Below are 26,068 nucleotides of genomic sequence, written 5' to 3' on the forward strand. Positions count from 1 at the left end.
CGCTCCATGACAGGGAATCCGCCATTGTAGATTGCAAGTCAACAATGGCGTCTCTTATTTTTCGTCGTACCTGTTCTGAGAGGCGCGTACCTGCTCGGCGTTCGTATTCACCCAGTTAAGGAGATTCTGCAAAGGATCGAGCAGGCTTTCGCCAAGCTCGGTTAGCTGGTATTCGACCCGTGGCGGGATCTCCGGAAACACCTCCCTCGATACCAGGCCGTCGCGCTCCAGGTTGCGCAAGGTCACGGTGAGCATCTTCTGCGAAATGCCCGGGATGCATTTCTCGATCTCGGAAAACCGGGCGCGCCAGTCCGGAAACATCTCCAGTGTGAGCAAAATGAAGATGCTCCATTTGTCGCCCACCTTGGTCAGGATCTCGCGGATCGCGCCGGGGTCTTTGCTTTTGCAAAGATTGGCGGGATCGGGCGGCGCGGTTCTTTTCTCTCTGGTGCTCAAGACTTACCTCCAGGTTAGTGACTGACGAAAAAGTGCCTCCTTCCGGAGACTTACAAACCACTATATCCTTACTTACCTAAGGAGAGCTACTTTTTTCGTTGATTACTTTAAAGGATGCACAGCATGGCAAAGAACAACTATCAGGGCGCCTTGCAGCGGCCCATAGGCTCGGGATTCGGCGCCGCGTCGACGACCTCCGATGTCATCAAGGGCATCGATTTGGCGGGAACAACCGCCATCGTCACTGGCGGCTATGCGGGGATCGGCCTGGAGACCGTGAAGGCGCTGACGGCGGCGGGGGCGCGTGTGATTGTCCCGGCGAGAAATCGCGAGAAGGCCACGCGCAGCCTGGCGGGCATCGCCAACGTCGAGATCGAGGAGATGGATCTGGCGGACGCGGGTTCCATCGATGCATTCGCCGACAGATTCCTGGCGTCGGGCCGCGCCCTGCATGTGCTGATCAACAATGCGGGCATCATGTGGGCGCCGCTGCGACGCGATGAGCGTGGCAACGAATCGCAACTGTCGACCAATTACCTCGGCCATTTCCAGTTGACCGCAAGGCTCTGGAGCGCATTGGTGATGGCGCGGGGTGCGCGTGTCGTCAATGTCTCATCGTGGGGGCATCACTATTCGCCCGTGGTATTTGACGATCCGAATTTTCTCGCCAGAGAGTACGACACCTTGTCGGCCTACGGGCAATCGAAGACCGCCAGTACGCTGTTCTCGCTGGAATTAGATGTGCGAGGAAAAGGCGCCGGCGTGCGGGCCTATGCCGTCCATCCGGGAATCATCGCTGGAACCGAGCTGAGCCGGGATCTTCCCCGGGAAGCGCTGCAAAAATTCGGCGCGCTCGACGCAGACCACAATCCGATCCATGACTTGTCGAAGGGCCTCAAGACTCTGTCGCAGGGAGCGTCTACCACCGTGTGGTGCGCGACCAGTCCGGCGTTGGCCGATATTGGCGGTGTCTACTGCGAAGACGCGGACATCGCGCAACTGGACCGGCTCGACGCGGGCGACGCCGCCGGTGTGATCGATACCGCGCTCATGCGCGGCGTGGCGCCGCATGCATTGGACGAGCAGGCCGCACAGCGTCTCTGGGTGCTGAGCGAACAACTGTCGGGAATGAAATTTCAGGTAACAAACGAGGAGAAAACGCGATGATGGACCACATTATTCTGAGTGTAAGCGACGTGCAGCGGTCGTTGAAGTTTTACGAAGCGGCGCTGGCGCCGCTCAATATATCCATGTTCATGCCGTTCAAAGGCGAGGACGGACATGCCGATCTGTGGGGCTTCGGCGACGGCAAGCGCGCGTTCTTCTGGCTCAAGCAGGGCACGCCCTTTCCGGACGCGATCCACTGGGGCTTCGAGGCGGCGGGCAACCAGGAAGTCGACGCCTTCTACCAGGCCGCCATGGCCGCCGGCGCCAAGGACCGCATCTCGCCGCGCGCCAGGCTGGAGTACTACCCCGGCTATTACGCCGCCGATGTCATCGATCCCGATGGCTACCACTTCGAGGTCGTTCACAAGAGTTAACGGAGACTGAGGGATGACGGTGAAGATCAATGCGTGGCAACTGGTCAACAGGATTCATGACCTTTTGGGCGAACGGCACAAGGAGGGCATGTACGAGGGCAGGCTCACACGCAGCCTGTACGAGCCTGTTTCCGGAATATTGGTGGCCAACGAACCATCGATCGACGCGGTACGCCTCGCCATCGCGACAGGGCGAAACTGCATACTCTGTCGTGATCATCCCTACTACCTCTTCGGCGAGCATTGGTCGCGGGGCGTTGAGACGGAATTGGCGAACGACCCGGTGTTGAAAGCCAAGCGCGCGCTCATCGAAGACAACGGCATCCTGATCATCCGTCTGGCCAGCCTGTGGGATGACGCGCGGCCGAAGTGGTTTTCAGGCGCTCTGGCCAGGGCGCTGGGGTGGAAGACCGACGCGGAAATTCCTGGCGATCAGCGGAGCGCGGTGTATTGCACCGTGCCGGAAACGTCGCTCTTGGCGCTGTCCGAATTTACCGCCAAACGTCTGAGCGCGAAAACGCTGCGCAACGTGGGCGACCCGGATTTGTCGGTGAAGCGTGTCGCCGTGATTCACGGCCTCGCTTTTCCCACGCTGGTGTTTTCCCACGTGCTGCGGGATCAAACCGTCGATCTCATCGTGACCGGAACCACGCCCGAGGTTGATTTCAATACCAGCTATATTCGCGATGCCATCACAGCCGGTCGCAAGGTCGGCCTGATGCAAATTGGCTACGAAAAATCCGAATATCCCGGTGCGGTGGAAATCGGAGCCTGGTTGCGGACGGCTTTTCCGGGAATCCCGGTCGATGTCCAACCCGCGCTACCGGAACAGTCCTGGCTGGCGTAACGAGAGGAGAGTTCGTATGCGACACCCGATATCCCGACGTGAATTCGGCACGCAACTGGGCGCCACTTTGCTGCTTGGCAGCGGCTTTGCGAACGCCGCCATGAAAACGGCGGCGCGGCCGAGCGCTGCGGAGGTCGTCGAGCGCATCAGGAAGAAACTCGCCCAGGAAGGAATCGCTTGGTCCGGCGGCGGCGTGGACACGTTCAAAATTGGCGATTCTGGCGCGCCCGTGACCGGCATCGTCAGTACGTTTCAAGTCACGTTCGACGTTCTCCAGCGCGCAGCCGCGGCCAAAAAGAATTTCATCATTTCCCATGAACGACTGTTTTGGGATTTCATCGATGAAGTCGGCACTCTCAAGCAGGATGCGCCCTATGAGGTCGCCGGCTCATTGGAAAGAGATCCCGTCTTCGTCGCGAAACGCCGGTTCTGCGAAGACCATGGGCTGGTCGTATGGCGATTTCATGACCATTGGCATAGGCATCAACCGGATCCAATTTTCGCGGGCTTGGCCAAGAAGCTGGAGTGGGAAAAATATTTCGCGCCCGATGGACCGACGTCGTACGACATTGCCTACCGATTGCCGAATATCTCGCTGAGAAATCTGGCGAAGCATATACAAGAGAAACTAGGATCGCGCGACGTTCGCGTCATCGGCGATCCGGCGATCCTGGTCAGCCATGTCGGCGTGACTGCGCACAATCTCAGGGAAATGCATCCGGTCCTGCTCCGTACCGACGTGGTGGTGGTCGGGGAAACTGAAGAGTTCGATGTCTTTCAGTATGTGAGGGACGCCATCAGCCTTGGGATGCCCCGGCCCAAGGGCCTGATCATCATCAGCCACGAGCGATTCGAGGAGGCCGGCATGGAGTTGCTGCCAGCGTGGCTCGCCCCGCTGGTGCCGGAAGTTCCCGTCGAATTCATGTCGGCGGAAAATCCATATTGGGTGCTGCCGGAATTTCGCTAAGTGCGGTTAAATTGCGCGCTGGTCGAACTCCGCTTGCGACTGCAAGACCTGGGGCGAGTAATCGACGGTCCAGGCAAACAAGGCGGTGAACGGTCCTTCCAGAGTCCGGCCCAGCGGCGTGATGCTGTATTCGACCGCGATCTGCGATGAAGGGATCACCCGCCGCGCGAGGATGCCGCTGCGCTCCAGGCGGCGCAGGCTTTGCGTCAGCGCCTTTTGCGTGACGCCGTCCAGGCAGCGTTTGATTTCGTTGAAGCGCAGCGGCCGGTCGCAAAGCGCCATCAGGATCAGCACCGACCATTTGTCGGTGATCTGGTCCAGCAGCAAACGACTGGAATGATTGGATGTGTCATGCCCCATGCGGTTTCCTTTTATATACCTGATAGCTTTAAAGTGCCTAATTGACACCAAGTATATAACGTATACCATGAGGCCTCGTTAAATGAGGAGTAACCATGATGAATTCGAATGACACCGCCGACAAGTTCGCTGTGATTGAAACCCTGTACCGCTTCGCCGCCGGCATCGATTTGCGCGACCGGGAATTGCTGGCGTCCGCGTTTGTGGAGAACGCGGTATCGGATTTCGGCCCGGCCGCGGCAAAGGCCGGTTTCGAGTATCCGCTGTTGCAGGGCAGGGAGGTGATCGTCGCCGCGCTGTCGGATTCGCTGAGCGGATTCGATACCACGCACTCGGTCAGCAATCCCCGCGTCAGTCTTGACGGCGACAAGGCGAGGCTGGAGGCGATCGTCGAAGCGCAGCACTTGCCTTCGAACGATCACTCGCGCCACTACCTGATGAAGAACCGCTACGACGTCCAGCTGGCGCGGCAAGGAGAGGTCTGGCGCATCGAGCGCGTCACGGTCGACAACGTCTGGCGCACCGGCGACCTTGCCGTGCTTGCCGTTGTTTAACTACAGCGCGTCAGGCGCCGCGTGGCCGGCGAAGACGGCAGCCACATTGTCCAGCGCACGGTGGCCCATGGCGTCTCGCGTCTCGACGGTGGCGGTGCCCATGTGCGGCATCATGAACACATTGGGCAAATCCTTCAGCCGCAGATCGAAGTCCGGTTCGCTGCGGAATACGTCCAGTCCGGCGGCAGCCAGTTGCCCACTTTGCAGCGCCGCGACCAGGTCGTCCTCGTTGACCAGCATGCCGCGCGAGGTGTTGACCAGCACCGCGCCGCGCGGCAGCAGCGCCAGCTTTTCGGCATTGATGAAGCCATCGAGCTCGCGGCCGCCCGGCGTGTGCAGCGACAGGATCTGACAATGCGGCAGCATGGCGTGCAGGTCGTCGAAGTACCGCGCGCCGTTTTCCAGTTCGGGCGCGAGGCGGCGGCGATTGTGGTACAGGATCTTGACGCCGAAGCCGCGCGCGCGTTGCGCCACCGCCTGGCCGATCCGGCCCATGCCGACGATGCCCAGCGTCTTGCCGTGGAAGTCCAGCCCCAGCATGTCGCCCAGGCCGAAGCGTTGGCGCCAGCCCTGGTCCATGACGGCGGCGTATTCGCGGCCGCGCCGCATCGCGCCCAGCATCAGCAGCAGCGCCATGTCGGCGGTGGCTTCGCTGACCACATCCGGCGTGTTGGTGACGATGATGCCGCGCTCGGTGGCGGCGGCGATGTCGATGTGCTCGTAGCCGGCGCTGCACGTCGCGATCAGGCGCAGGTGCACAGGCAGGGTGGCGATCGCGGCGGCGTCGAGGCGGATGCGGCTGGAGATCAGCACCGCGCGCAAGGACGGATCGGCGTGCAGCGCGGCGATGGTTTCGGCCGTGCTCAGCTGGCTTTCCTGCGACGTGACGGCGCCGAACTCGGCGCAGGCGCGGCCGGCGATGGCCGGCGGCAGCGGGGCGGCGCACAACAGACGCGAGCTCATTTGGCCCCCCCTGCGGTCGCCACCGCGTCGACCACGCACAGCGCGGTCATGTTGACGATGCGGCGCACCGTGGCCGACGGCGTCAGGATGTGCACCGCCTGCGAGCAACCGAGCAGGATCGGGCCGACCGCGATGCCGTTGCCGGCCGCCGTCTTGACCAGGTTGTAGGCGATGTTGGCGGCGTCGATGTTCGGCGCCACCAGCAGGTTGGCGTCGCCGGTCAGGGTCGAGTCCGGCATCATGGCGTGGCGCAGCTTGGAGTCCAGCGCGGTGTCGCCGTGCATCTCGCCGTCGATCTCCAGGCTCGGATCGAGCTGGTTGACCAGTTTCAGCACGGCGCGCATTTTTTGCGCCGATTCGCTGTTGGACGAGCCGAAGTTCGAGTGCGACAGCAGCGCGGCGCGCGGCGACAGGCCGAAGCGGCGCATCTCTTCGGCCGCCATCACGGTGATCGCCGCCAGCTCGTTGGCGTTCGGATTCTCGTTGACGTGGGTGTCGACCATCACCAGCTGGCGTTCCGGCAGGATCAGCACGTTCATCGCGGCGTAGACGCAGGCGCCTTCGCGCTTGCCCAGCACCTGGTCGATGTAGTGCAGGTGCAGCTGGGTGGTGCCGAAGGTGCCGCAGATCATGCCGTCGGCGTCGCCCTTCTTGATCATCATGGCGCCGATCAGCGTGTGGCGGCGGCGCATTTCCAGCTTGGCGTACTCCTGCGTGACGCCCTTGCGCGCGGTCAGCTCGTAATAGGACTGCCAGTAGTCGCGGTAGCGCTCGTCGTGGTCCGGGTTGATCACGTCGAAGTCGACGCCGTGCTTGAGGCGCAGGCCGAACTTGGTGATGCGGGTCTCCAGCACGGCCGGACGGCCGACCAGGATCGGACGCGCCAGCTTCTCGTCGACGATGACCTGCACCGCGCGCAGCACGCGCTCTTCTTCGCCTTCGGCGTAGACGATGCGCTTCAGGTCGGCGTGGGTCTTCTTGGCCATCTGGAACAGCGGCTTCATGAAGGTGCCGCTGCGGTAGACGAACTGTTGCAGGCTGTCGGCGTACGCTTGCAGATCCTTGATCGGACGGGTGGCGACGCCCGAATCCTCGGCCGCCTTGGCCACCGCCGGCGCGATCTTGATCAGCAGGCGCGGATCGAACGGCATCGGGATCAGGTATTCCGGACCGAACGACAGGTTGGTGAAACCGTAGGTGGTGGCGACGATGTCCGACTGCTCGGCGTGGGCCAGCTCGGCGATCGCGTGCACCACGGCGATTTCCATTTCGCGCGTGATGGTGGTGGCGCCGCAGTCGAGCGCGCCACGGAAGATGTACGGGAAGCACAGCACATTGTTGACCTGGTTCGGGAAGTCCGAACGGCCGGTGCAGATGATGGCGTCGTCGCGCACCGCCTTGACTTCCTCCGGCAGGATTTCCGGATTCGGATTGGCCAGCGCCAGGATCAGCGGATTCGGCGCCATCGCCTTGACCATGTCCTGCTTCAGCACGCCGCCGGCCGAGACGCCGAGGAAGATGTCGGCGCCGGGGATGACTTCAGCCAGGGTGCGGGCGTCGGTGACGCGGGCGAAGCGTTCCTTGTCCGGATCCATCAGCTCGGCGCGGCCCTTGTAGACCACGCCGGCCAGGTCGGTGACGTAGATGTTTTCCAGCGGGAAGCCGAGGTCGACGATCAGGTCCAGGCAGGCCAGCGCGGCCGCGCCGGCGCCCGACACCACCAGCTTGCAGTTGGCGATGTCCTTGCCGACCAGCTGGATGCCGTTCAGGATGGCGGCGCCGACGATGATCGCGGTGCCGTGCTGGTCGTCGTGGAACACCGGGATCTTCATGCGATCGCGCAGCTGGCGCTCGATGTAGAAGCACTCCGGCGCCTTGATGTCTTCCAGGTTGACGCCGCCGAAGGTCGGTTCCAGCGCGGCGATGATGTCGACCAGCTTGTCCGGATCCTGCTCGTTGATTTCGATGTCGAACACGTCGATGCCGGCGAACTTCTTGAACAGCACGCCCTTGCCTTCCATCACCGGCTTGGCGGCCAGCGGACCGATGTTGCCCAGGCCCAGCACGGCGGTGCCGTTGGTGATGACGGCGACCAGATTGCCGCGCGCGGTATATTTATAGGCGTTGGCCGGATCGAGAACGATCTCTTCGCATGGCGCTGCCACGCCGGGCGTGTAGGCCAGTGCCAGGTCGCGCTGGTTCAGCATCGGCTTGGTGGCGGTGACGCTGATCTTGCCGGGCGTTGGCAACTGATGGTATTCAAGCGCCGCCAGGCGATGGCGTTCGCGTTCGGTCGGCGGAGTGGGAGGCTGTTGCATATGGTTGTCGATTCAAGTGATGGGAAATCGCAGCGGCAGGGCCGCTGCGTGGGCGATGCGTGTCAGAACGTGCCGCTGCGCGGTTGGGCGCCGACCGGCGGCGTCGTGTCCTTGCTGAGCACTAGCTGTGGCTCGGCCGGCGACACCGGCAGCTCGCGTCCCTCGGCCGAGGCGGCGAAGGCGCGTTTCATCTGTTCGATGTCCAGCGCGCCTTCCCACTTCGAAATGGCGATGGTGGCGACGCCGTTGCCGATCAGGTTGGTGATGGCGCGCGCCTCGTTGAGGAAGCGGTCGATCCCGACCAGCAGCACCAGGCCCGACAACGGAATCTTGTGCATCGACGCCAGGCTGGCCGCCAGCGCCACGAAGCCGGCCCCGGCCACGCCGGCCGAACCCTTGGAGGTCAGCAGCATCACGCTCAGGATCACCAGCTGATCCCAGATCGTCATATCCACATTGGTGGCCTGGGCGATGAAGATCGCCGCCATGGTCAGGTAGATCGCGGTGCCATCGGCGTTGAAGGTGTAGCCGGTGGGCAGCACCAGACCGACCACTTTCTTCTGGCAGCCCATGGCTTCCATCTTCATCAGCATCTGCGGCAGCACCGCCTCGGTCGAGGCCGTGCCCATGACGATCAGCAATTCATCCTTGATGTATTTGAGGAAGCCCCACAACGGCACGCCGCAATAGCGCATCACCGCGCCCAGCACGATCACCACGAACAGGAAACAGGTGAGGTAGACCGCGATCATCAGCTCGGCGAACGAGTTCAGCGTGCCGATGCCGTACTTGGCGATGGTGAACGCGATGCCGCCGAAGGCGCCGATCGGCGCCAAGTGCATGACGATGCGCACCACGCCGAACATGCCGTGCAAGAACATGTCGAGGCCGTCGACCAGCGGCGCGACGCGCTTGCCCAACCGGTTCAGCGCGAACGAGAACAGCAGCGAGAACAGAATGATCTGCAACATGTCGCCCTGCGCGAAGGCGCCGACCACGCTGTTGGGCACGATGTTCATCAGGAATTCCATCGCGGTCTTGTGTTCCGCCGCCGCCGTGTAGGTCTTGATGGAGGCGGTGTCGATGGTGCTGGCGTCGATGTTCATGCCGACGCCGGGCTTGAGCACGTTCACCACGATCAGCCCGAACACCAGCGCGATGGTCGAGCAGATCTCGAAGTAGAGCATTGCCTTGGCGCCGACCCGGCCGGTCTCCTTGACGCTGCCCATGCGGGCGATGCCGACCACCACCGAGGCGAAAATGATCGGCGCCAGCAGCATCTTGATCAGCTTGATGAACAGGTCGCCGAGCGGTTTCAGCTCGACGCCGATAGTGGGGTAGAAATGACCGAGCAGGATGCCGGCCGCCAGGCCGACGATGACCTGGATGTAGAGTGTGGAAGCCAGTTTCTTGAAGCGTTGCGTATTCATGGGGTCTCCTCCCGCGAAACAAAACTATGGGCGAGCGCCAGCCGAGAGCAGGCGGGCCGGGATGCCCGCGCCCTTTGCGGCGCTCTGTCTGATGTGCTGCGTGGGGCCATGCCCGGCTCTGCGGCCGCTTTGCATGGCGGCGGCGAATTAGTCGGCCAGTTTGATCATCTCGGCGTACAGGTCGGCCTTGCCTTCGAAGCCGATGCCCGGCAGTTCCGGCAGCATGATGTGACCGTTCTCGACCTTGACGCCGTCCGGGAAACCACCGTACGGCTGGAACAGGTCAGGATACGATTCGTTGCCGCCCAGGCCCAGGCCGGCCGCGATGTTCAGCGACATCTGATGGCCGCCGTGCGGGATGCAGCGCTTGGCCGACCAGCCGTGTTCCTTCAGCATGTCCAGCGTGCGCAGGTACTCGACCAGGCCATAGCTCAGCGCGCAATCGAATTGCAGCCAGTCGCGGTCGGAGCGCATGCCGCCGTAGCGGATCAGGTTGCGCGCGTCCTGCATCGAGAACAAGTCCTCGCCGGTCGCCATCGGATTCTTGTAGTAGTTGCGCAGCGTCGCTTGCAGTTCGAAGTCCAGCGGATCGCCCGGTTCCTCGTACCAGAACAGGTCGTACTGCGACAGCGCTTTCGCGTATTGAATCGCCGTGTCGAGGTCGAAGCGGCCGTTGGCGTCGACCGCCAGTTTCTGGCCGTCGCCCAGCACGCTCAGGATCGAATCGATGCGGCGCAGGTCCTCGTCCAGCGAGGCGCCGCCGATCTTCTTCTTGACCACCGTGTAGCCGCGGTCGATGTAGCTGCGCATCTCGTCCTTCAGCTTGGTGTGGTCCTGGCCCGGGTAGTAGTAGCCGCCGGCGGCGTAAACGAAGATGTTGCGGTCGGCCTTGCCGTCGCCGTAGCGGTCGGCCAGCAGCTGGAACAGCGGCTTGCCTTCGATCTTGGCGACCGCGTCCCAGATCGCCATGTCGATGGTGCCGATCGCCACCGAGCGCTCGCCGTGGCCGCCCGGTTTTTCGTTGGTGAACATGCAGTTCCAGATCTTGTGCGGATCGAGGTTGGTGCCGGCGTCGTCGACCAGGCTGTCCGGATCGGCTTCGAGCACGCGCGGGATGAAGCGTTCGCGCATCAGCTTGCCCTGGCCGTAGCGGCCGTTCGAGTTGAAGCCGTAGCCGATCACCGGCTTGCCGTCGCGGATGACATCGGTCACCACGGCGACCAGGCTCAGCGTCATTTTGCTGAAGTCGATGTAGGCGTTGCGGATCGGGGAGCTGATCGGAACGGTTTTTTCGCGGATTTCTACGATTTTCATGAGGGTCTCCTGGTTGGAATGACGACAGATTACTCTTGAATCGATCGATTATAATTAACCGTAATTAAAACCATTCTTCACTTTAAATGAAAACTGACACCGCGCCGGACCTGGCTTTCTTCGTTCTGCTGGCCAGGCTGGGCAACATGACCGCCACCGCGCGCGAGCTCGGCGTGACGCCGCCGGCGATCACCAAGCGGCTGAACCTGATGGAGCAGCGGCTCGGCGTGCGGCTGATCAACCGCACCACGCGCCGCATCAGCCTGACCAACGAGGGCGAGCTGTACCTGACCCAGGCGGCGCAGATCCTGAACCGCATCCGCGACATGGAGGAGTCGGTGTCCAGCGGCCGCGCCGCGCCCAAGGGCTTGCTGCGGGTGAACGCGACGCCGGGTTTCGGCCGCACGCGGATCGCGCCGCTGGTGTCGCGCTTCGCGCATGCGTATCCGGAGGTGGAGGTGGAGCTGCACCTGACCGACCGGCCGATCAGCCTGGTGGAGGAGGCCTACGATCTGGCGATCCGCTTCGGCGAATTGCCTGACACGCGGCTGACCGCGCGCAAGCTGATGTCGAACAGGCGCTTCCTGTGCGCCTCGCCGGCGTACCTGAAAGAGGCGGGCGAACCGAAGACGCCCGAGGATCTGCACCACCACCGCTGCATCCTGCACCGCCAGAACGACGACGTGTACGGCACCTGGCGCTTGCAGAAGGGGCGCTCGGAAGAAATGGTCAAGGTGCGCGGCGCGGTGTCGAGCAACGACGGCGACATCGTGCTGAACTGGGCGCTGGAAGGACACGGCATCGTGCAGCGCTCGGAGTGGGACGTGGCCAAGTATCTCGACAGCGGCCGGCTCAGGGAGGTCATGCCCGGCTATACCCTGCCTTCGGCCGACCTGTATCTGTACTACCTTAGCCGCAGCAATCTGCCGGCGAAGATGCGCGCCTTCATTGATTTTCTGGTCGCGGAATTCAATCCTTGAGCGGAGCGCGCTATGGCGCCCAGATCCCGACCAATTGCACCAGCAGGATCTTCAGCACCGTCATCGATGGAAAGATCATGGCGTAGCCGATATCGGGCCGGTCGGTCGGCGCGATGCGGTTGGCGAACGCCAGGATCGCCGGGTTGCCGGTTGCGCCGGCGACAATGCCGGCCACGCTGTCGAACGGCAGGCGGAACACCAACAGCGCCACCAGCATGGTGACGATCACCAGCACCGCGACGATGGCGCTGCCCAGCAACAGGTACAGCAGGCCGTTGTTGGCGAAGGTGGCGGCGAAGGTCGCGCCGGACGAGATGCCCACCACCGCCAGGAACAAGGTCAGGCCGAAGTTGCGCAGCACCAGATTGGCCGAGACCGGCATCGCCCACTGCAATTTGCCGGTACGGCGGCGTTGCCCGAGCAGCAGCGCCACTAGCAGCAGGCCGGCGAAGCCCAGCGAAAAATGCCCCAGCAGCGGCAGCGGCCAGTGGATCGCGCCAAAGGCCAGGCCCAGCGTCACACCGACGCCGATGCCGATGTAGCTGACTTCGCCGGTGCCGCGCACCGAGTCGCCGAACAGCTTGCGCAGCGCCGGGAAGCTGGCGCGCGGCGCCAGCACGCCGATGCGGTCGCCGAATTCCAGCATGCGTTGCGGCGTCAGGACCAGGTCGGCGTCGTTGCGGCGCAGGTGCAGGATGCGCGCCTGCAGCGCTTGCGGCAGCTTCAGCTGCGCCAGCTGCAGGCCGGCGATGGCGGGGCTGGAGATGAAGAAGCGCTCGTAGTCCAGATCGCTGCGGTCGTGCAGCATGCGGCCTGGGTTGGCGGGGCCGAAGCGGGTCGCCGCGTCATGCAGTTCGACGCAGTCGTTGCCGGCGACCAGCAGCACGTCGTCGCGCTCCAGGCGGAAGGCGTCGTCGGTCACCAGGTTGTGGTGACCGCGCCGCACGGCGGCGATGGAGACCCCGGCCGGCAGGTTGCGCGCGGCTTCGGCCAGCGTCATGCCGATCACGTAGAACTCGGTGACCTGGATTTCCTCCAGGTGCAGGCTGGCCGGGATCGCGTTCGACAGGCGCGGCTTGAACCAGGCGTTGTACAAGCCCAGCAGCAAGATCGGCAGCGCGACGCCGACCGGGTAGGCCATCGAATAGCCGGTGGCGGGCGCGCCGCCGAACACCGCCAGCGCCGCCTGCAACGCCGCCGTGCTGGTGCCGGCGCCGGCGAAGGCGCCCAGCGCGTGCGGCAGGTCGATCGCCGGCAGCCAGCGGGCGGCGGCCAGCGTCACGGCCAGCGCGGCGCCGACCGCGATCAGCGCGGCCAGATTGGCCTTGACGCCCTCGGCGGTGCTGAGGCCGCGAAAGAATTGCGCGCCGTAGGCGATCCCGACGCCGTACAGGAACAGCAGCAGGCCGAGGTTGCCCAGCATCGCCGGCAGCGCCAGCTTCGGCGCCGCCGCGCCCACCGCCAGCCCGACGAACAGCACCGCGCCGGAGCCCAGCGATAGTCCCTTGATGGCGACCGCGCCCAGCAGATAGCCGAGCGCGATGGTGAGAAACAGGGCCAACATCGGCTGACCGCTGAGGAATGCGCCGAGTGCGGTCATGTTTTCACGCTTTCGAGTAAAGTATTATTTACACGATATTAGTTGATTGTCGACCAAAGGCGGGAAAAATGAAGACAGCGGTATTCAGTGCGCGCCGATACGACAAAACCATGCTGACGCGGGCCAACGCGACGGCCGGCCATGAACTGTTATTCCTCGAAGACCGCCTGACGCCGGCCAGCGCGGCGCTGGCGGCCGGCTGCGAAGCGGTGTGCGTGTTCGTCAACGACACGGTCGACGCGGCGGTGCTGGCGACGCTGGCGGCCCAGGGTACGCGTCTGGTGGCGACCCGCTCCACCGGCTACAACCAGATCGACGCCGCCGCCGCCGAGCGGCTGGGCATCGCCGTGGTGCGGGTCACCGACTATTCGCCGTATTCGGTGGCAGAGTTCGCGGTCGGCCTGCTGCTGGCGGTCAACCGCAAGATCGCCCGCGCCAGCGTCCGCACGCGCGAGGGCAATTTCGACCTGGATGGCTTGATGGGCTTCGACCTGCACGGCAAGACGGTGGGCGTGATCGGCACCGGCAAGATCGGCACCATCTTCGCCCGCATCATGACCGGCTTCGGCTGCACCGTGCTGGGCTACGACCGCTATCCCTCGACCGCCTTCGAAGCGCTCGGCGGCCGCTACGTCCCGGTCGACGAGCTGCTGGCGCGCAGCGACGTGGTGTCGCTGCACTGTCCGCTGACCGACGAGACCCGCCATATCGTCAACGCCGGCTCGCTGGCGCGCTCCAAGCGCGGCAGCGTCCTGGTCAACACCAGCCGGGGCGGGCTGGTCGACACCGAGGCGGCCACCGAGGCGCTCAAGACCGGGCAGTTGGGCGGCCTGGCGATCGATGTCTACGAGCAGGAGGCTGCGCTGTTTTTCCAGGACCTTTCGTCGACCATCATTTGCGACGACGTGATCCAGCGGCTGGTGTCGTTTCCGAATGTGATCGTCACCGGGCATCAGGCCTTCTTCACGGAAGAGGCCATCGGCCAGATCATGCAAACCACCATCGACAGCATCAGCGCCTTCGAGCGCGGCGAGGCGTTGGTGAACCGCATCCCGCCGGCTTGAGGCAAGCTTACGGCAGCACCTGCGGATGATTCTTGAACAGCTCCACCAGCCAATCGACGAAGGCGCGGACGCGCACGCTCAGGTGGCGGTTGGGCATGTAGACCACCGAGATGGTGTTGGCGTCGGCCGACCAGTCCTCCAGCACCGGCACCAGCAGGCCGGCGTCGATGTGCGGCTGCGCCATGAAGCGCAGCGTGTGGATCAGTCCCAGCCCGGCGATGCCGGCGGCGAGAAACGCGTTGCTGTCGTTGACCGCGACCACGTAATCTCCCTCGACCGTCACCCGTTCGCCGTCCCTGGAGAAGGCGATGGTGCTGGGCTTGCCGGAGCTGGTGAAGAAGTAGCGCACCAGCGTATGGCCTTGCTCGATCTGCGCCGGATGCGTCAGTTCCTCGTGCGCGCTCAGGTAAGCCGGCGCCGCGCAGGTGACGAACTCCAGGCTGCCCAGCCGGCGCGCGATCAGCGCGGAGTCCTGCAATGTGCCGCCACGGATCACGCAATCGATGCCTTCGGTGGCCAGGTCCGCCGTGCGGTCGCTGGCGCCGATGTCGATCTTCACGTGCGGATAGCGCGCATGGAAATCCGGCAGCGCCGGAATCACCAGATGCGTGGCGATGGTGGTGCCCATGTCGACCCGCACCTTGCCGCGCGGCGCGGCGTGTGACACGGCGATCTCCGATTCGACCTCCAGCCACTGATCCATCACGCGGCTCATGCGCTCGTGGTAGACGCCGCCTTCGCTGGTCAGCGTGACGCGGCGCGTGGTCCGGTTCAACAGTTTGACGCGCAGGTGCGACTCCAGCGTCTGCACCAGTTTCGTGACCACGTTGGGATGCAGGTTCAGCTGGGCGGCCGCCTTGACGAAGCTGCCGGTTTCAACGATCCGGTTGAACGCTTGTACGGCGAGGAAGTAATCCATGGAGTCGCACGCTTGGCTTGAAGAAGAGTCATTGTAACGAATTCAGGGATACTCGATCACGATCTTCGCTGTTTATCGGTTGATTTGGTGAGATTAGCATGGCTGCACTCGTTAAGTAACGAGCCACCTCCACTCATCACCAAGGAACATCATGAACACACTCTCCCTCAAAGGTAAGGTCGCATTGGTCACCGGCGCATCGCGCGGTATCGGCGCCGCCATCGCGCAACGTCTGGCCGCCGAAGGCGCCGACGTGGCATTCAGCTACGCCAACTCGCCGCAGCGCGCCGAGGCCGTGGTCGGCGCTATCGAAGCCTCCGGCGTGCGTGCGCTGGCGATCGTCGCCGACCAGGCCGATCCCGTCGCCGTGGCGGCGATGGTCAACACCGTCCACGCCCACTTCGGCCGGCTCGACATTCTGGTCAACAGCGCCGGGGTCTTCGCCACCGGCATGATCGGTGATCCGCAGGCCGATCTCGACGCGCTGGCGCGCCAGCAGGCGATCAACGTCGGTGGCGTGGTCGCGGCGGTGCGGGCCGCCGTGCCGCTGCTGTCGGATGGCGGCCGCATCGTCTCGATCGGCACCATGTTCGCCAGCCGCGTGCCGTTTCCCGGCATCGGCGACTACGCCGCCAGCAAGGCGGCGGTCGCCGCCTACTCGCGCGCCTGGGCACGCGACCTGGGAGCGCGCGGCATCACCGTCAACACCATCCAACCCGGTCCGATCAACACCGAGATGAATCCCGAAACCAGCGATGTCGCGACGATGGTCAAGCAGATGACGGCGCTGGGCCGCTACGGCCAACCGGAAGAAATCGCCGGCGCGGTGGCGTTCCTGGCCGGCCCCGACGCCGCCTACATCACCGGCGCCACGTTGAACATCGACGGCGGCCAGAATAGCTGACAGCCTTGTGCCGTTATAATCCCCGCTGACCTGAACGTCAGCGGAGAGGGCATGAAAAAACTACAGATGTGGTGGATCGCATTGCTGCTGTGCGGAGGCGCCGCCGCCGCGCCAGCGCCGGAGACGGCGCCGTTCGCCAAGGGCGCCGACGTCGGCTGGCTGGCGCAGATGGAAGCCACCGGGTACAAGTTCTACGACCGGCAGGGCCGGCCGGACGACTGCCTGAAGATCCTGAAGCAGTATGGCGTCAATACCATCCGGCTGCGCACCTGGGTGCATCCCTCCGACGACCGCGCCAGCGGCCATAACAGCCGCGATGAAACCGTCGCGATGGCGGTGCGGGCGCAGCGGCAGGGCATGCGGATCATGATCGACTTCCATTACAGCGACAGCTGGGCCGATCCGCAGCAGCAGCGCAAGCCGGCGGCCTGGGTCGGCCATTCCTTCGATGAATTGCGGCGGGACGTCTACAGCTATACCTACGATGTCATGCGCGCGTTGAAGCAGGCGGGCGTGACGCCGGAGTGGGTGCAGGTGGGGAACGAGATACGGACCGGCATGATCTATCCGGAAGGGCATACCGACAACTGGCCGCAACTGGCGCAGCTGATCAATCAGGGTTACGACGCGGTCAAGGCCATCAGTCCCGGCTCGAAGGTGATCCTGCATGTGGACCGGGGCAACGACAATCAATTGTTCCGCAACTGGTTCGACCAGGCGGCGGCGCACGGCGCCCGCTACGACGTCATCGGCATGTCCTATTACCCCTATTGGCTCGACGGCCGCCCCGACTACATCGCGTCGATCGACGACCTGGGAAACAACCTCAATGACATGGCAGCGCGCCACGGCAAGGAGGTGATGGTGGTGGAAGTAGGCGGCGAGGATGACAAGCCGCGAAATACCTTCGACATGCTGGTCGCGGTGCAGCGCAAGGTGAAAGCCGTGCCGGGCCACAAGGGGCTAGGCGTCGTGTATTGGGAACCACAGGGCGCCCGCAGCTGGAGCAAATATGCGTTGAGCGCCTGGGGTGACGACGGCCGGGCGACGAAAGCGATGGAGGCCTTCCTCGCGGATTAGTCAGCGCCCGGCATACCATGCGCCGTGTGCTTACAGATCGCTGATGGCGGTATCGGCGATGCTTTCGGCGAAGGCCGCGCCGAACAGCGTGGCCGGCGTCTGGAAGCCGGCGCGGTGCTCGCCCGCCAGCACGCGCCGCGCCGCTTCGACCGCCGACAGCGGCGTGTACGAATAGCCGTTGACGGTGTCGATGCGGGCGCGGAAGATCGCGCCGTCGGCGCCGGTGACCTCGGCCACCACGCTGGCCCGATGCGCGTCGCGCTCGGCCGCCGACGGGCCGTCCGGCATCGCCGCCAGGTCGCCGGCCGGGAAGCCGTCGCCCTTCACGTGCACGAACATCTCGATATTCGGAATCCGGGTCGACTTCCATGCGGTGATCAAATCGCCGAACGACAAGGGGAAGCAATCCACATCGCCGTCGCCGAAATCGAAGCGCGCGGCTTGCGCGTCAGGCGTCGCCAGGATCGCGCCGTCCGCGCGGACCAGCAGGCCGACGCCGAGGATTTCGGCAACGCTGGTGGCCGAGCCGCGCGACACCGATCCCGCCACCTGCAAGGCCATGCGCAGGCGCTGCGGCTGGTCGACTTTGGCGGCGACATACATGGCCAGGCAATCGCTCGGCACCACGTCCCAGCCGACGCCGGGCAGCAGCATCACGCCGGCATCGGCCGCGCGCTGCGACCATTCCTCGGCCAGCTCATAGACTTTGAATTCGGCGGTGATGTCCAGATAGTGCGCGCCGACAGCGATGCAGGCCTCCATCATCGGCCGCGCGGTGCGGGCGAAAGGGCCGGCGCAATTGAGCACAGCCGTCATGCCTTCGAGGCCGGCGCGCAGCGCCGAGGCGTCTTCGACGCCGAACACGCGGTATGGAACGCCAAGCTCGCGCGCCAGCGCCGCGACCTTGGCTTCATTGCGTCCGGCGATCTCGAAATCCAGGCCGGCTTCGCGCGCGCGTTCGCTGATAAGTTTGCCGGTGTAGCCGGCCGCGCCGTAAATCAGAATCTTTGTCATGGTGGAGCTTTCGTTGGGATTGGGAGTGCGTCGAGTATGCCGGCGATGCCTGTTCCGCGCCTCCCCGATCTTCTCCCATTCTTGCCTATTCCTGCTCCGATGCCACCTTGAAGCGCGCCACGTCGCGCATCGGCGGCATGCCGAACATGCGCGCATATTCGCGGCTGAAATGCGATGCGCTCTCATAGCCGACCGAGAAGGCCACCGACGCCGCGTCATGCGGTTCGAACAGCAGCTGACGGCGCGCCTTCAGCAGCCGCAGGCGTTTCTGATACTGGATCGGCGTCATCGCGGTCACCGCCTTGAAGTGGCGATAGAAGGCGGCGACGCTCATGCCCGCCATCGACGCCAGCGGCTCGACGCGGAACGGTTCGGTGAAATGCGCGCGGATCCAGTCGATCGCGCGCCGCACCTGCGACAGGCGGCTGTCGGCGCGCGCGATCTGCCGCAGCGTATCGCCGTGCGGTCCCTGCAGCGCACGGAACAGGATCTCGCGCTCGATCATTGGCGCCAGCAGCGGCGCCTCGTCCGGGCGGTCGATCAGGCGCATCATGCGCAGCCAGGCGTCGATCAATTCCGGCGCGGCGGCGGTGACGGAAAAATCCGCGTCGCCCTGCGCCTGGCGCGTATCGCCGAGATCGGCCAGCAGCGAGGCGATGACGGCAGGGTCCAGCGTCAGGCTGAGCGCGAGGTATGGGCAATCGGCGATGTCCAGTCCCTCGGAGCACACTTGGCCGAGCACCGGTATCTCGACCGGGATCAGGAAGTAGGTCGCGGGCTCGAAGCGCATGATGCGGTCGCCGATCGACAGGATCTTGTTCCCTTGCAGGACCAGGTGCAGCGTCGGCTCGTACACTTGGTCGGAGCAGGCCTCGGCGCGCACCATCGCCACCCGGGGCAGACCGGTCGCGGTCCATTTGTCTTCGGCGCGCATGACGATGGCGCGCAATTCGTTCATCGCAGTGTTCATGCCGTCCAATATAGCAGCGTTTGCGGGCGCGAAACGCCATTGAGAAGAATGGGCAAGGATACGCGAGGAACCGGCATGTGATTCGCCGACCAGTGCCCTAACATCATTCAGGTCGACGAAGCCAACCGGCTTTGTCCATCAAGAGGATATCAAATGAAATTACAAGGAAAAGTCGCCATCGTCACCGGCGCATCGAGCGGCATCGGCGCCGGCATCGCCAAGGCGCTGGGCGCCGCGGGCGCCACCGTCATCGTCAACTACGCCACTAGCAAGAGCGGCGCCGACGCTGTGGTCTCGGCGATCAAGCAAGCCGGCGGCGCGGCGCTCGCGGTGCAGGCGGACATGAGCAAGGCTGCCGACGTGGCCCGCTTGTTCGACGCGGTGAAGCCCTTCGGCCAGCTGGACGTACTGGTCAACAATGCCGGCTTCGCCATCTTCGAGATGGTCGCCGACCTGACCGAGGAAGCCTTCCACAAGCAGTTCAACGTCAACGTGCTGGGCTACTTCCTGGCGATCCGCGAAGCGGTCAAGCATTTCGGCGAGAGCGGCGGCAGCATCATCAACATCAGCTCGATCCTTAGCACCGATCCGTATCTGGCATCCAGCGTCTACGCGGCCACCAAGGGCGCGGTCGACACGATGACCTTCGCACTCGCGCGCGAGCTCGGACCGCGCCGGATCCGTGTCAACTCGATCCTGCCGGGCCATACCAACACCCCCGCCACCGACGGCAACTTCGCCGGCGAATTCGGCGAGAAGCTGATTGCCGGCACACCGCTCGGCCGCTTCGGCGAGCCGGAAGATATCGCGCCGGTCGCGGTGTTCCTGGCGTCGGACGACGCGCACTGGGTGACCGGCGAATCGCTGCGCGCATCGGGTGGCGTGCGCGGCGTCGGCTACTAAGCGGCGCGGATTGAATATGGCTAGCCTGACTCTCGGAAGCGTCGCTTCCACACCGGGGCGTCGCGCGCTCGCGTTGGCGACCGTTCTCACCGCCCAATGCATGTTCGCCATGGACTTGCTGATCGTGGTGGTCGCACTGCCGCGCATCCAGCAGGATCTGGGCTTCAACCCGGCTTCGCTGACGTGGGTGCTCAACGCCTTCGGGCTGGCGTTCGGCGGCCTGCTGTTATTGGGCGGGCGGCTCGGCGACATGGTGGGGCAGGTGCGCGCCTTCCGCGTCGGGCTGGCCGTATTCGTACTGGGGTCGCTGCTGGGCGGCCTGGCGCAGACGCCGGGGCTGCTGGTGGGCGCCCGCGTGCTGCAAGGGATGGGCGCGGCGTTGGCCGGTCCGAGCCTGCTGGCGCTGGTGATGGTGATGGCGCGCGACGCCGCCGAACAGGCGCGCGGCATGTCGCTGTTCATCGCGGTGTCGTCGGTGGGCGCGTCGGCGGGATTGATCCTGGGTGGCGTGCTTACCGAATATCTGTCGTGGCGCTGGGCGTTGCTGATCAACGTTCCGGTCGGCGTGCTGGTGTTGCTGGCGATCGGACGTCTGGTGGCCGAGACCCATCCGAAACCGGCGCGGCTCGACGTGGTCGGCGCGCTGACCGCGACGCTCGGCTCGGTCGCGCTGGTGTATGGTTTCATCAGCGCCGCCGATGATGGCTGGCGCGCGCCCGGGACCTTGCTGTCGTTCGCGCTGGTGCTGCCGATGTTCGTTGTCTTCGTCCGGACCGAGCGGCGGCACCGCGAGCCGCTGCTCGACCTGCGGCTGCTGCACGACCGCTCGCGCGTGGCGGGGCTGGTGGTGATGGCACTGATCGTGGGAATGCACTTCTCGTTGCTGTTCATGCTGGTGCAATACCTGCAGCGCGTGATGGGCTACACGCCGCTGGTGGCCGGGATCGCGTACCTGCCGCTGACCGCCACGGTGTTCGCGATCAGCCATTTCGTGCCGCGCTTGATCGTCCGCTTCGGCGCCCGCATTCTGCTTGCCGCCGGGAGTTTGCTGGTCGCCTTCAGTCTGGTGGGCTTCGCGCTGCTGGGTGAGCATGATGCTTACTTGCCGGCGGTGCTGGTGCCGTTGCTGGTGCACGCGGTGGGCATCGCGCTGGTGTTCGCGCCGGGCACAGTGGCGATCATGGACGGCGTTCCGGAGGAGCACGCCGGCGCCGCCTCGGGACTGCTACAGATGGATCAGCAGATCGGCGGCGCGCTGGGCATCGCGATGATCACTTCCATCTACGCGCTCAACGCCGACCATGCGCACTATGCGTCCGGCTTGCCGGCGGCCTTCATCGGCGCCGCCGTGATCGCGCTGGTCGCTGCGTTGATCGCTGCAAGGGGAATTGTTTCTAAGAGGTCGACATGCGCGGCGGACTGACGCGTCAGGCGGCAGTCGCGCGCGCCTGCGGTCCATCAGCGTCGGCGCAGGCAGCAGCGGAAAGGCTTGAGCAGCATATCGTCGCTGATCGACATGTACAGCCGCGTTGATGTACCAGCTGCTCCGGCACGCGGCTGTCGTCCAGCAGAAAGGCGTTTAGGGAACCCGCACCACCATTTCAATCTCGACCAGGATATCCGGCGAATAAAGCGCCTGAACGCCAATCGTCGTGATGCTGGGCATTCCGTCCCCTTTCAGTTCGTCCAGGAAGGTCTGGACCTGCTGGAACTTTTCCGTAGTCGCATCCACGACGTAGACGCGCAGCATGACAATATCTTTCCCCGATGCGTTAAGTTCTTTCAGCGCGGAAGCGAGGTTGACAGCCACAACCTTTGCCTGGCCAGCAAGGTCTTTGGGCGCTTCCCCTCCGTTGGGCAGCCAGGCCACCTGGCCGGACAAAAACGCGATGCGGCCGGGTTCCGCGACGCTGATCTGCGAGTACCCGAGCGATCCCATGTCCCAAATTGTCGGAGGGTTGTAGCGGCTCACCGACGTTGATGGAATGCGCGCGGTTACCTTGATCTCGAAGTCGAAGCCGGCAAGCCAGGTGACGCCGACCCCGGTCACATTGGGGTACGGCGCCTGGCCCCAGTACTCCGGCGCCACCTCGTTCCAGATCGTGTCGAAGGTCTCGGCCGGATTCACCATGAAGATGGTGACGTCGACCACGTCATCAAAGGTGCAGTCGGCGGCGGCCAGCACAGCGTTCAGGTTCTGGAACGCCTTCCGCACCTGCGCCTTCAGTTCCGGCTCCGGCGAGCCATCCTCACGGCTGCCCACCTGACCCGACACGAACAGCATGCCGTTGGAGCGTACCGCTGGCGAATAACGATGCATTTCATTCAGCGCCTGGCGGCCGGGCGCGAAAACCACGTCACGAATTGTCATGTTTAACTCCTTGTAGATTAGATGAAGTCAGTCTACTTGCATTAAAAATTAAGATAAACGCGTAAAATAGATCATCACTGTTTGTGCTAGCCAAACAATAAAAAGGGAGACGAGATGGACCGGTTTGAGGCAATGACGGCGTTCGCGCGGGTGGTCGAGACTGGCAGCTTCACCAAGGCGGCGGAGACGCTCCAGATCAGCCGCACCAGCGCCACGCAGCTGGTGCAACAGCTGGAGGCGCGCCTGCGCGTCAAGCTGCTCAACCGTACCACGCGCAAGGTCAACGTGACGGCGGACGGCGCGGCCTACTACGAGCGCGTGGTGCGCCTGCTGGCCGACCTCGATGATACCGAGTCGGGCCTGTCCCAGGCGTCGGCGCAGCCCAAGGGCAAGCTCAAGGTCGACGTGCCCAGTCCGCTGGCGCGCATCATCCTGATGCCGGCGCTGCCGGCCTTCCACGCCAGGTATCCCGAGCTGCAGATCGACATGGGCGTCAGCGACCGCACTATCGACCTCATCGGGGAAAGCGTCGATTGCGTGGTGCGCGGCGGCGAACTCACCGACCAATCGCTGCGGGCGCGCCACGTGGGCGACCTGCAGCTCGGGCTGTACGCGGCGCCGGCGTACCTGGCACGCATGCCGGCGCCGACCCATCCGGCCGAGCTGGAAAACAGCGCGCACCGCATCGTCGGCTTTTTATGGGGAAGGACGGGAAAGACCTATCCGGCGGTGCTGCGGCGCGACGGCGCGGCCATGACGATACAGGGTCGCTACGTGATCGCAGTCGACGACGGCAACGCCTATCTGGCGGCCGGCCTGGCCGGCATGGGGGTGCTGTGGCTGCCGCAATACATGGCCAGGCAGCATGTGGCCGACGGGGAACTGTTGCCACTGCTGCAGGACTGGCATCTCGATCCAATGCCGCTGCATGTGGCGTATCCGCAGAACCGCTACGTCAGCAGCAGGCTGCGGGTGTTCATCGATTGGATCGCCGAGCTGATGGAGGAACATGCGCCCATCGACAGGCATTGATTTGACGTCAAACCGAAATGGTTTTGGTCGGGGTGAGAGGATTCGAACCTCCGGCCTCTGCGTCCCGAACGCAGCGCTCTACCGGGCTGAGCCACACCCCGACGGTGGTGCTGTGGCGGCATTCATTACAGCAGAATTCCGCGCGCGTTTCAACCAGCGCGCGGGCGGTTTTACAGGTCGGCGATCTTCAGATAGGCCTTGAGCGTCGCCACCACCAGCGCGTGATCGTCCGACCCCGGCAAGCCGGTGACGGTGATGGTGCCGATGCGTCCCTTGCCTTTGACTACCAGCGGGAACGAGCCGCCCTGCGCGGCGAAGTCGCGCGCGTCCAGTCCCGGCAGCGCGTCGATGTCGCCGCCAGCGTTCTTCACCTCATTGTGGATGTAGAACGAGCTGTGGCCGGTGCGGTTGACCAGGTTGCTCTTGCGGCGGATCCAGTTGTCGTGGTCGGCCGTCATGCCCTGCATGCCGTGGTAGAACTGCACCAGGCCGTCGCGCGTAACGTTGACCGCGACCTTCTGGCCGGCGGCGCGCGCCAGTTCGACCGCCTTCAGGCCCAGCGCCAGCGCGGTCTCGTTGTCGAAGCTGTCGAATTGCAGCAGCTGCTCCTGGCGCAGCAGCACGGCGAGGTCGACTTTCTGTTTGCTCAGCTCGTCCAGCGCGCCCGAGACGTAGACCAGCGGCGCGTTCCAGTTGATCGCCACTTCGTTGCTGGCGTAGCTGCACACGTTATCGAGATAGGAGGTGGCGGGCAGCTTGGCCGGGTAGGGCGGGCAGTCGGCCTGGTCTTGCTGGCCGGCCTGCGGGCCGCCGACCAGGAAGCCGGGCACGGGGGCGTCAATCTTGTCGGCTTGCGATGGGCGGTGGTGCGGGTGCAGCGGGGGCCTTGCGCCGAAGCCGGTGACGAACGAGTACGTGGTGGCGTTGCGGCCCAAGACGTAGTCGAGGCCGGACTGCGCCGCGTCCAGGTACTCGACCTTGCCGTTCAGGCGGTAGCCTTGCAGCAGCATCATCGATTGATTCAGCACCACGGCGTTGCTGCCCCACACGAAGTCCTTGTCTTTCATCGCGACGCGGTAGGGCGAGCTTTTCCACGTCGACGCCAGCGCGGCCGCCAGGCCGTCGATGCGGCTGGCGATCAGCTTGCGGTCGGCCAGCGGCGTCAGGCGCGCGCGGTGATGCGCCAGCGACATCCAGGCCAGGCCGTTGACGTCGCCCCAGTTCGGAACCGTGGCCGGTGTTTGCTCGGCCTTCATGGCGCGGTAGTAGTCGTCGTTGCGGGTGCTGATATACAGCTCGGCGGCGGCCCAGGCGAATTCGTCGTCGAGGTGCTGGTCGCCGTATTCGCCGGTGCGCACGTCGGGCGGATTGCGGAAGGTGGCCGTCGGGTGGGCGGCGGCCCATGTCCAGGCCGCTTCGGCCGCCGCCAGCATGCGCGCCGACAGGCCGGGGCGTTGCTGCTCGTAGGCCTTGAACACGCGGCTGGCGGCGGCCATGGTGGCGGCGAAGTCGAGCGCGGCGGCGGTGCTTTTCTGCACCACGTAACGCGGCGCTTTCATCGCCTGGTCCGGCATTACCATGGCGTCGAAGGTTTTGTTGGTCAGCTTGTGGTAGACGCCGCCGTCGTGCGGGTCTTGCATGGTCAGCATCCAGTCGAGGTTCCACAGCGCTTCGTTGAGGATGTCGGGCAGGCCGTTGCCGGATTCGGGGAGGTTGAGGTTTTGCTTGGCATAGTAGGCGGGGAAGTGCTCGAACGCGGCCAGCAGCGTGTAGGTCGAGATGCCGGAGTTGACCACGTATTCGTTGTAGTCGCCGGCGTCGTACCAGCCTTTGGCGCTGGTGATGGTGCTGCCTTCCGGGCGGTCCTTCGACGCGGCCGAGGCGTGCACCAGCACCTTGTCGTCCATGTGTCCGGCGGGGCGGGCGTAGACCCCGGCGTAGCGGGTTTCCAGCGCGATGCCGGCGCGGTTCATGTAGTAGGCCTTGAGCGCGGCGGCGTTCAGCTTGCGGTAGGTGTCGGCGCCGATGACGAAGCGGTCGGATGGCGCCGCGCCGTCCACCTTGATGCGGTATTCGCCGGGCGCGGTCAGCGTCGAGAAGTCGGCCAGCTTGACCGTTTCCGCCGAGGCCTTCCACGCGGCGGCGGCGCCGAGTTCGCCGCGATATACGCTCTGGCCGTTGTCGGCGCGCAGCACTTCGAAGCTGGTGGCGGTGCTGTCGGTCACCACGGCCAGCTTGTCAGCCTGCGGCGCGAAGCCGAGCTGGTTGACGTGGATCGCCGTCGCCGCCGTCGCCTGGACGCCGATCAGCAGGCCGAGCAAGGGAACGATGCGCTTGATAGCGCTAACACGAGGCTGGGATGCGGTCGCCGTGGCGGCGTCGATGCCGGCGTTCTCCCGCAGTGCAGAATTCTTCACATGGTCTCCGTTTTTATAATGAAAGCGTTTTCATGATACAGGATCCGGCATGCGGCCCGACGCT

General features: G+C 64.5%; 24 protein-coding genes, 1 tRNA gene and 1 pseudogene. 12 read left to right on the plus strand and 14 right to left on the minus strand.

Features of this window, described 5'->3' with window-relative positions; all coding sequences use genetic code 11:
• Nucleotides 1-54 precede the first annotated feature (54 nt).
• Nucleotides 55-456 carry a winged helix-turn-helix transcriptional regulator gene (locus GW587_RS16870; RefSeq protein WP_166105371.1) on the minus strand — a complete coding sequence of 134 codons (402 nt, stop codon included), beginning with the start codon at nucleotides 454-456 and terminating at the stop codon, nucleotides 55-57.
• A 123-nt stretch (nucleotides 457-579) separates the two neighbouring features.
• Between GW587_RS16870 and GW587_RS16875 the strand changes: the two genes are divergently transcribed.
• The 4 genes from GW587_RS16875 to GW587_RS16890 are packed head-to-tail and all read left to right on the plus strand — an operon-like array spanning nucleotide 580 to nucleotide 3,811.
• Nucleotides 580-1,623: an SDR family NAD(P)-dependent oxidoreductase gene (locus GW587_RS16875; protein ID WP_166105373.1), complete on the plus strand. Its 1,044-nt coding sequence runs from the start codon at nucleotides 580-582 to the stop codon at nucleotides 1,621-1,623.
• The gene (locus tag GW587_RS16880; protein WP_166105375.1) at nucleotides 1,620-1,997 is read left to right on the plus strand and encodes a VOC family protein; all 378 of its coding nucleotides are present in this window, start codon (nucleotides 1,620-1,622) and stop codon (nucleotides 1,995-1,997) included. Before GW587_RS16875 ends, GW587_RS16880 begins: the two co-directional genes overlap by 4 nt.
• A gap of 13 nt (nucleotides 1,998-2,010) precedes the next feature.
• Entirely contained in the window at nucleotides 2,011-2,844 is an 834-nt protein-coding gene (locus GW587_RS16885) for a Nif3-like dinuclear metal center hexameric protein (RefSeq protein ID WP_166105377.1), read from the plus strand.
• Nucleotides 2,845-2,860: 16 nt separating this feature from the next.
• Entirely contained in the window at nucleotides 2,861-3,811 is a 951-nt protein-coding gene (locus GW587_RS16890) for a Nif3-like dinuclear metal center hexameric protein (protein ID WP_166105379.1), read from the plus strand.
• Between the two features lie 6 nt (nucleotides 3,812-3,817).
• Here GW587_RS16890 and GW587_RS16895 read toward each other — a convergent pair whose 3' ends face one another.
• Nucleotides 3,818-4,171: a winged helix-turn-helix transcriptional regulator gene (locus GW587_RS16895; protein ID WP_207393527.1), complete on the minus strand. Its 354-nt coding sequence runs from the start codon at nucleotides 4,169-4,171 to the stop codon at nucleotides 3,818-3,820.
• A gap of 95 nt (nucleotides 4,172-4,266) precedes the next feature.
• Here GW587_RS16895 and GW587_RS16900 point away from each other — a divergent pair, with 95 nt between their 5' ends.
• Nucleotides 4,267-4,725: a nuclear transport factor 2 family protein gene (locus GW587_RS16900; protein ID WP_166105383.1), complete on the plus strand. Its 459-nt coding sequence runs from the start codon at nucleotides 4,267-4,269 to the stop codon at nucleotides 4,723-4,725.
• Here GW587_RS16900 and GW587_RS16905 read toward each other — a convergent pair whose 3' ends face one another.
• The 4 genes from GW587_RS16905 to GW587_RS16920 form a co-directional block, all read right to left on the minus strand.
• Entirely contained in the window at nucleotides 4,726-5,688 is a 963-nt protein-coding gene (locus GW587_RS16905; protein ID WP_166105385.1) for a 2-hydroxyacid dehydrogenase, read from the minus strand.
• Nucleotides 5,685-8,006 (minus strand): NADP-dependent malic enzyme, encoded by a 2,322-nt coding sequence (locus GW587_RS16910; protein WP_166105387.1) that lies wholly within the window; start codon nucleotides 8,004-8,006, stop codon nucleotides 5,685-5,687. Before GW587_RS16910 ends, GW587_RS16905 begins: the two co-directional genes overlap by 4 nt.
• Before the next feature lie 62 nt (nucleotides 8,007-8,068).
• On the minus strand, nucleotides 8,069-9,436 hold the full coding sequence (gene dctA, locus GW587_RS16915; RefSeq protein ID WP_166105388.1) for a C4-dicarboxylate transporter DctA: 1,368 nt from the start codon (nucleotides 9,434-9,436) through the stop codon (nucleotides 8,069-8,071).
• A gap of 147 nt (nucleotides 9,437-9,583) precedes the next feature.
• On the minus strand, nucleotides 9,584-10,750 hold the full coding sequence (locus GW587_RS16920; RefSeq protein ID WP_166105390.1) for a mandelate racemase/muconate lactonizing enzyme family protein: 1,167 nt from the start codon (nucleotides 10,748-10,750) through the stop codon (nucleotides 9,584-9,586).
• 86 nt (nucleotides 10,751-10,836) lie between these two features.
• Between GW587_RS16920 and GW587_RS16925 the strand changes: the two genes are divergently transcribed.
• Nucleotides 10,837-11,730: a LysR family transcriptional regulator gene (locus tag GW587_RS16925; RefSeq protein ID WP_166105392.1), complete on the plus strand. Its 894-nt coding sequence runs from the start codon at nucleotides 10,837-10,839 to the stop codon at nucleotides 11,728-11,730.
• 10 nt (nucleotides 11,731-11,740) lie between these two features.
• Here GW587_RS16925 and GW587_RS16930 read toward each other — a convergent pair whose 3' ends face one another.
• Nucleotides 11,741-13,330, minus strand: coding sequence for an aspartate-alanine antiporter-like transporter (locus tag GW587_RS16930; protein WP_166105393.1), 1,590 nt, complete (start codon nucleotides 13,328-13,330; stop codon nucleotides 11,741-11,743).
• A gap of 68 nt (nucleotides 13,331-13,398) precedes the next feature.
• Between GW587_RS16930 and GW587_RS16935 the strand changes: the two genes are divergently transcribed.
• Nucleotides 13,399-14,394, plus strand: a complete 996-nt coding sequence (locus GW587_RS16935; protein ID WP_166105395.1) for a 2-hydroxyacid dehydrogenase — start codon at nucleotides 13,399-13,401, stop codon at nucleotides 14,392-14,394.
• Between the two features lie 7 nt (nucleotides 14,395-14,401).
• Here GW587_RS16935 and GW587_RS16940 read toward each other — a convergent pair whose 3' ends face one another.
• Entirely contained in the window at nucleotides 14,402-15,313 is a 912-nt protein-coding gene (locus GW587_RS16940; RefSeq protein WP_166105397.1) for a LysR family transcriptional regulator, read from the minus strand.
• 151 nt (nucleotides 15,314-15,464) lie between these two features.
• Here GW587_RS16940 and GW587_RS16945 point away from each other — a divergent pair, with 151 nt between their 5' ends.
• The gene (locus GW587_RS16945) at nucleotides 15,465-16,217 is read left to right on the plus strand and encodes an SDR family oxidoreductase (protein WP_166105399.1); all 753 of its coding nucleotides are present in this window, start codon (nucleotides 15,465-15,467) and stop codon (nucleotides 16,215-16,217) included.
• 51 nt (nucleotides 16,218-16,268) lie between these two features.
• Nucleotides 16,269-17,297 (plus strand): glycoside hydrolase family 53 protein, encoded by a 1,029-nt coding sequence (locus GW587_RS16950; protein ID WP_166105401.1) that lies wholly within the window; start codon nucleotides 16,269-16,271, stop codon nucleotides 17,295-17,297.
• Nucleotides 17,298-17,327: 30 nt separating this feature from the next.
• Here GW587_RS16950 and GW587_RS16955 read toward each other — a convergent pair whose 3' ends face one another.
• Entirely contained in the window at nucleotides 17,328-18,311 is a 984-nt protein-coding gene (locus tag GW587_RS16955; protein WP_166105403.1) for a saccharopine dehydrogenase family protein, read from the minus strand.
• Between the two features lie 85 nt (nucleotides 18,312-18,396).
• The gene (locus tag GW587_RS16960; protein WP_166105404.1) at nucleotides 18,397-19,281 is read right to left on the minus strand and encodes an AraC family transcriptional regulator; all 885 of its coding nucleotides are present in this window, start codon (nucleotides 19,279-19,281) and stop codon (nucleotides 18,397-18,399) included.
• Between the two features lie 153 nt (nucleotides 19,282-19,434).
• Here GW587_RS16960 and GW587_RS16965 point away from each other — a divergent pair, with 153 nt between their 5' ends.
• Together GW587_RS16965 and GW587_RS16970 are read left to right on the plus strand one after the other, a co-directional pair.
• Nucleotides 19,435-20,184, plus strand: a complete 750-nt coding sequence (locus tag GW587_RS16965) for a glucose 1-dehydrogenase (RefSeq protein ID WP_166105406.1) — start codon at nucleotides 19,435-19,437, stop codon at nucleotides 20,182-20,184.
• Nucleotides 20,185-20,200: 16 nt separating this feature from the next.
• Nucleotides 20,201-21,607, plus strand: a complete 1,407-nt coding sequence (locus tag GW587_RS16970) for an MFS transporter (RefSeq protein WP_166105408.1) — start codon at nucleotides 20,201-20,203, stop codon at nucleotides 21,605-21,607.
• 156 nt (nucleotides 21,608-21,763) lie between these two features.
• Here GW587_RS16970 and GW587_RS31355 read toward each other — a convergent pair whose 3' ends face one another.
• Together GW587_RS31355 and GW587_RS31360 are read right to left on the minus strand one after the other, a co-directional pair.
• Complete coding sequence (locus GW587_RS31355) at nucleotides 21,764-22,123, minus strand: RidA family protein (protein ID WP_229259512.1); 360 nt, start codon at nucleotides 22,121-22,123, stop codon at nucleotides 21,764-21,766.
• A gap of 42 nt (nucleotides 22,124-22,165) precedes the next feature.
• A pseudogene (locus GW587_RS31360) lies at nucleotides 22,166-22,555 on the minus strand (RidA family protein); the annotation flags it as partial.
• A 114-nt stretch (nucleotides 22,556-22,669) separates the two neighbouring features.
• On the opposite strand from GW587_RS31360, the gene GW587_RS16980 reads away from it, so the two are divergent.
• The gene (locus tag GW587_RS16980) at nucleotides 22,670-23,587 is read left to right on the plus strand and encodes a LysR family transcriptional regulator (protein WP_166105411.1); all 918 of its coding nucleotides are present in this window, start codon (nucleotides 22,670-22,672) and stop codon (nucleotides 23,585-23,587) included.
• Nucleotides 23,588-23,611: 24 nt separating this feature from the next.
• On the opposite strand, the gene GW587_RS16985 is transcribed toward GW587_RS16980, so the two are convergent.
• A tRNA-Pro gene (locus GW587_RS16985) sits at nucleotides 23,612-23,688 on the minus strand.
• 69 nt (nucleotides 23,689-23,757) lie between these two features.
• Entirely contained in the window at nucleotides 23,758-26,004 is a 2,247-nt protein-coding gene (locus tag GW587_RS16990; RefSeq protein ID WP_371875606.1) for a heme-degrading domain-containing protein, read from the minus strand.
• Nucleotides 26,005-26,068 lie beyond the last annotated feature (64 nt).

The sequence above is a fragment of the Duganella aceris genome, from assembly GCF_011090165.1.
Taxonomy (GTDB): domain Bacteria; phylum Pseudomonadota; class Gammaproteobacteria; order Burkholderiales; family Burkholderiaceae_D; genus Rugamonas; species Rugamonas aceris.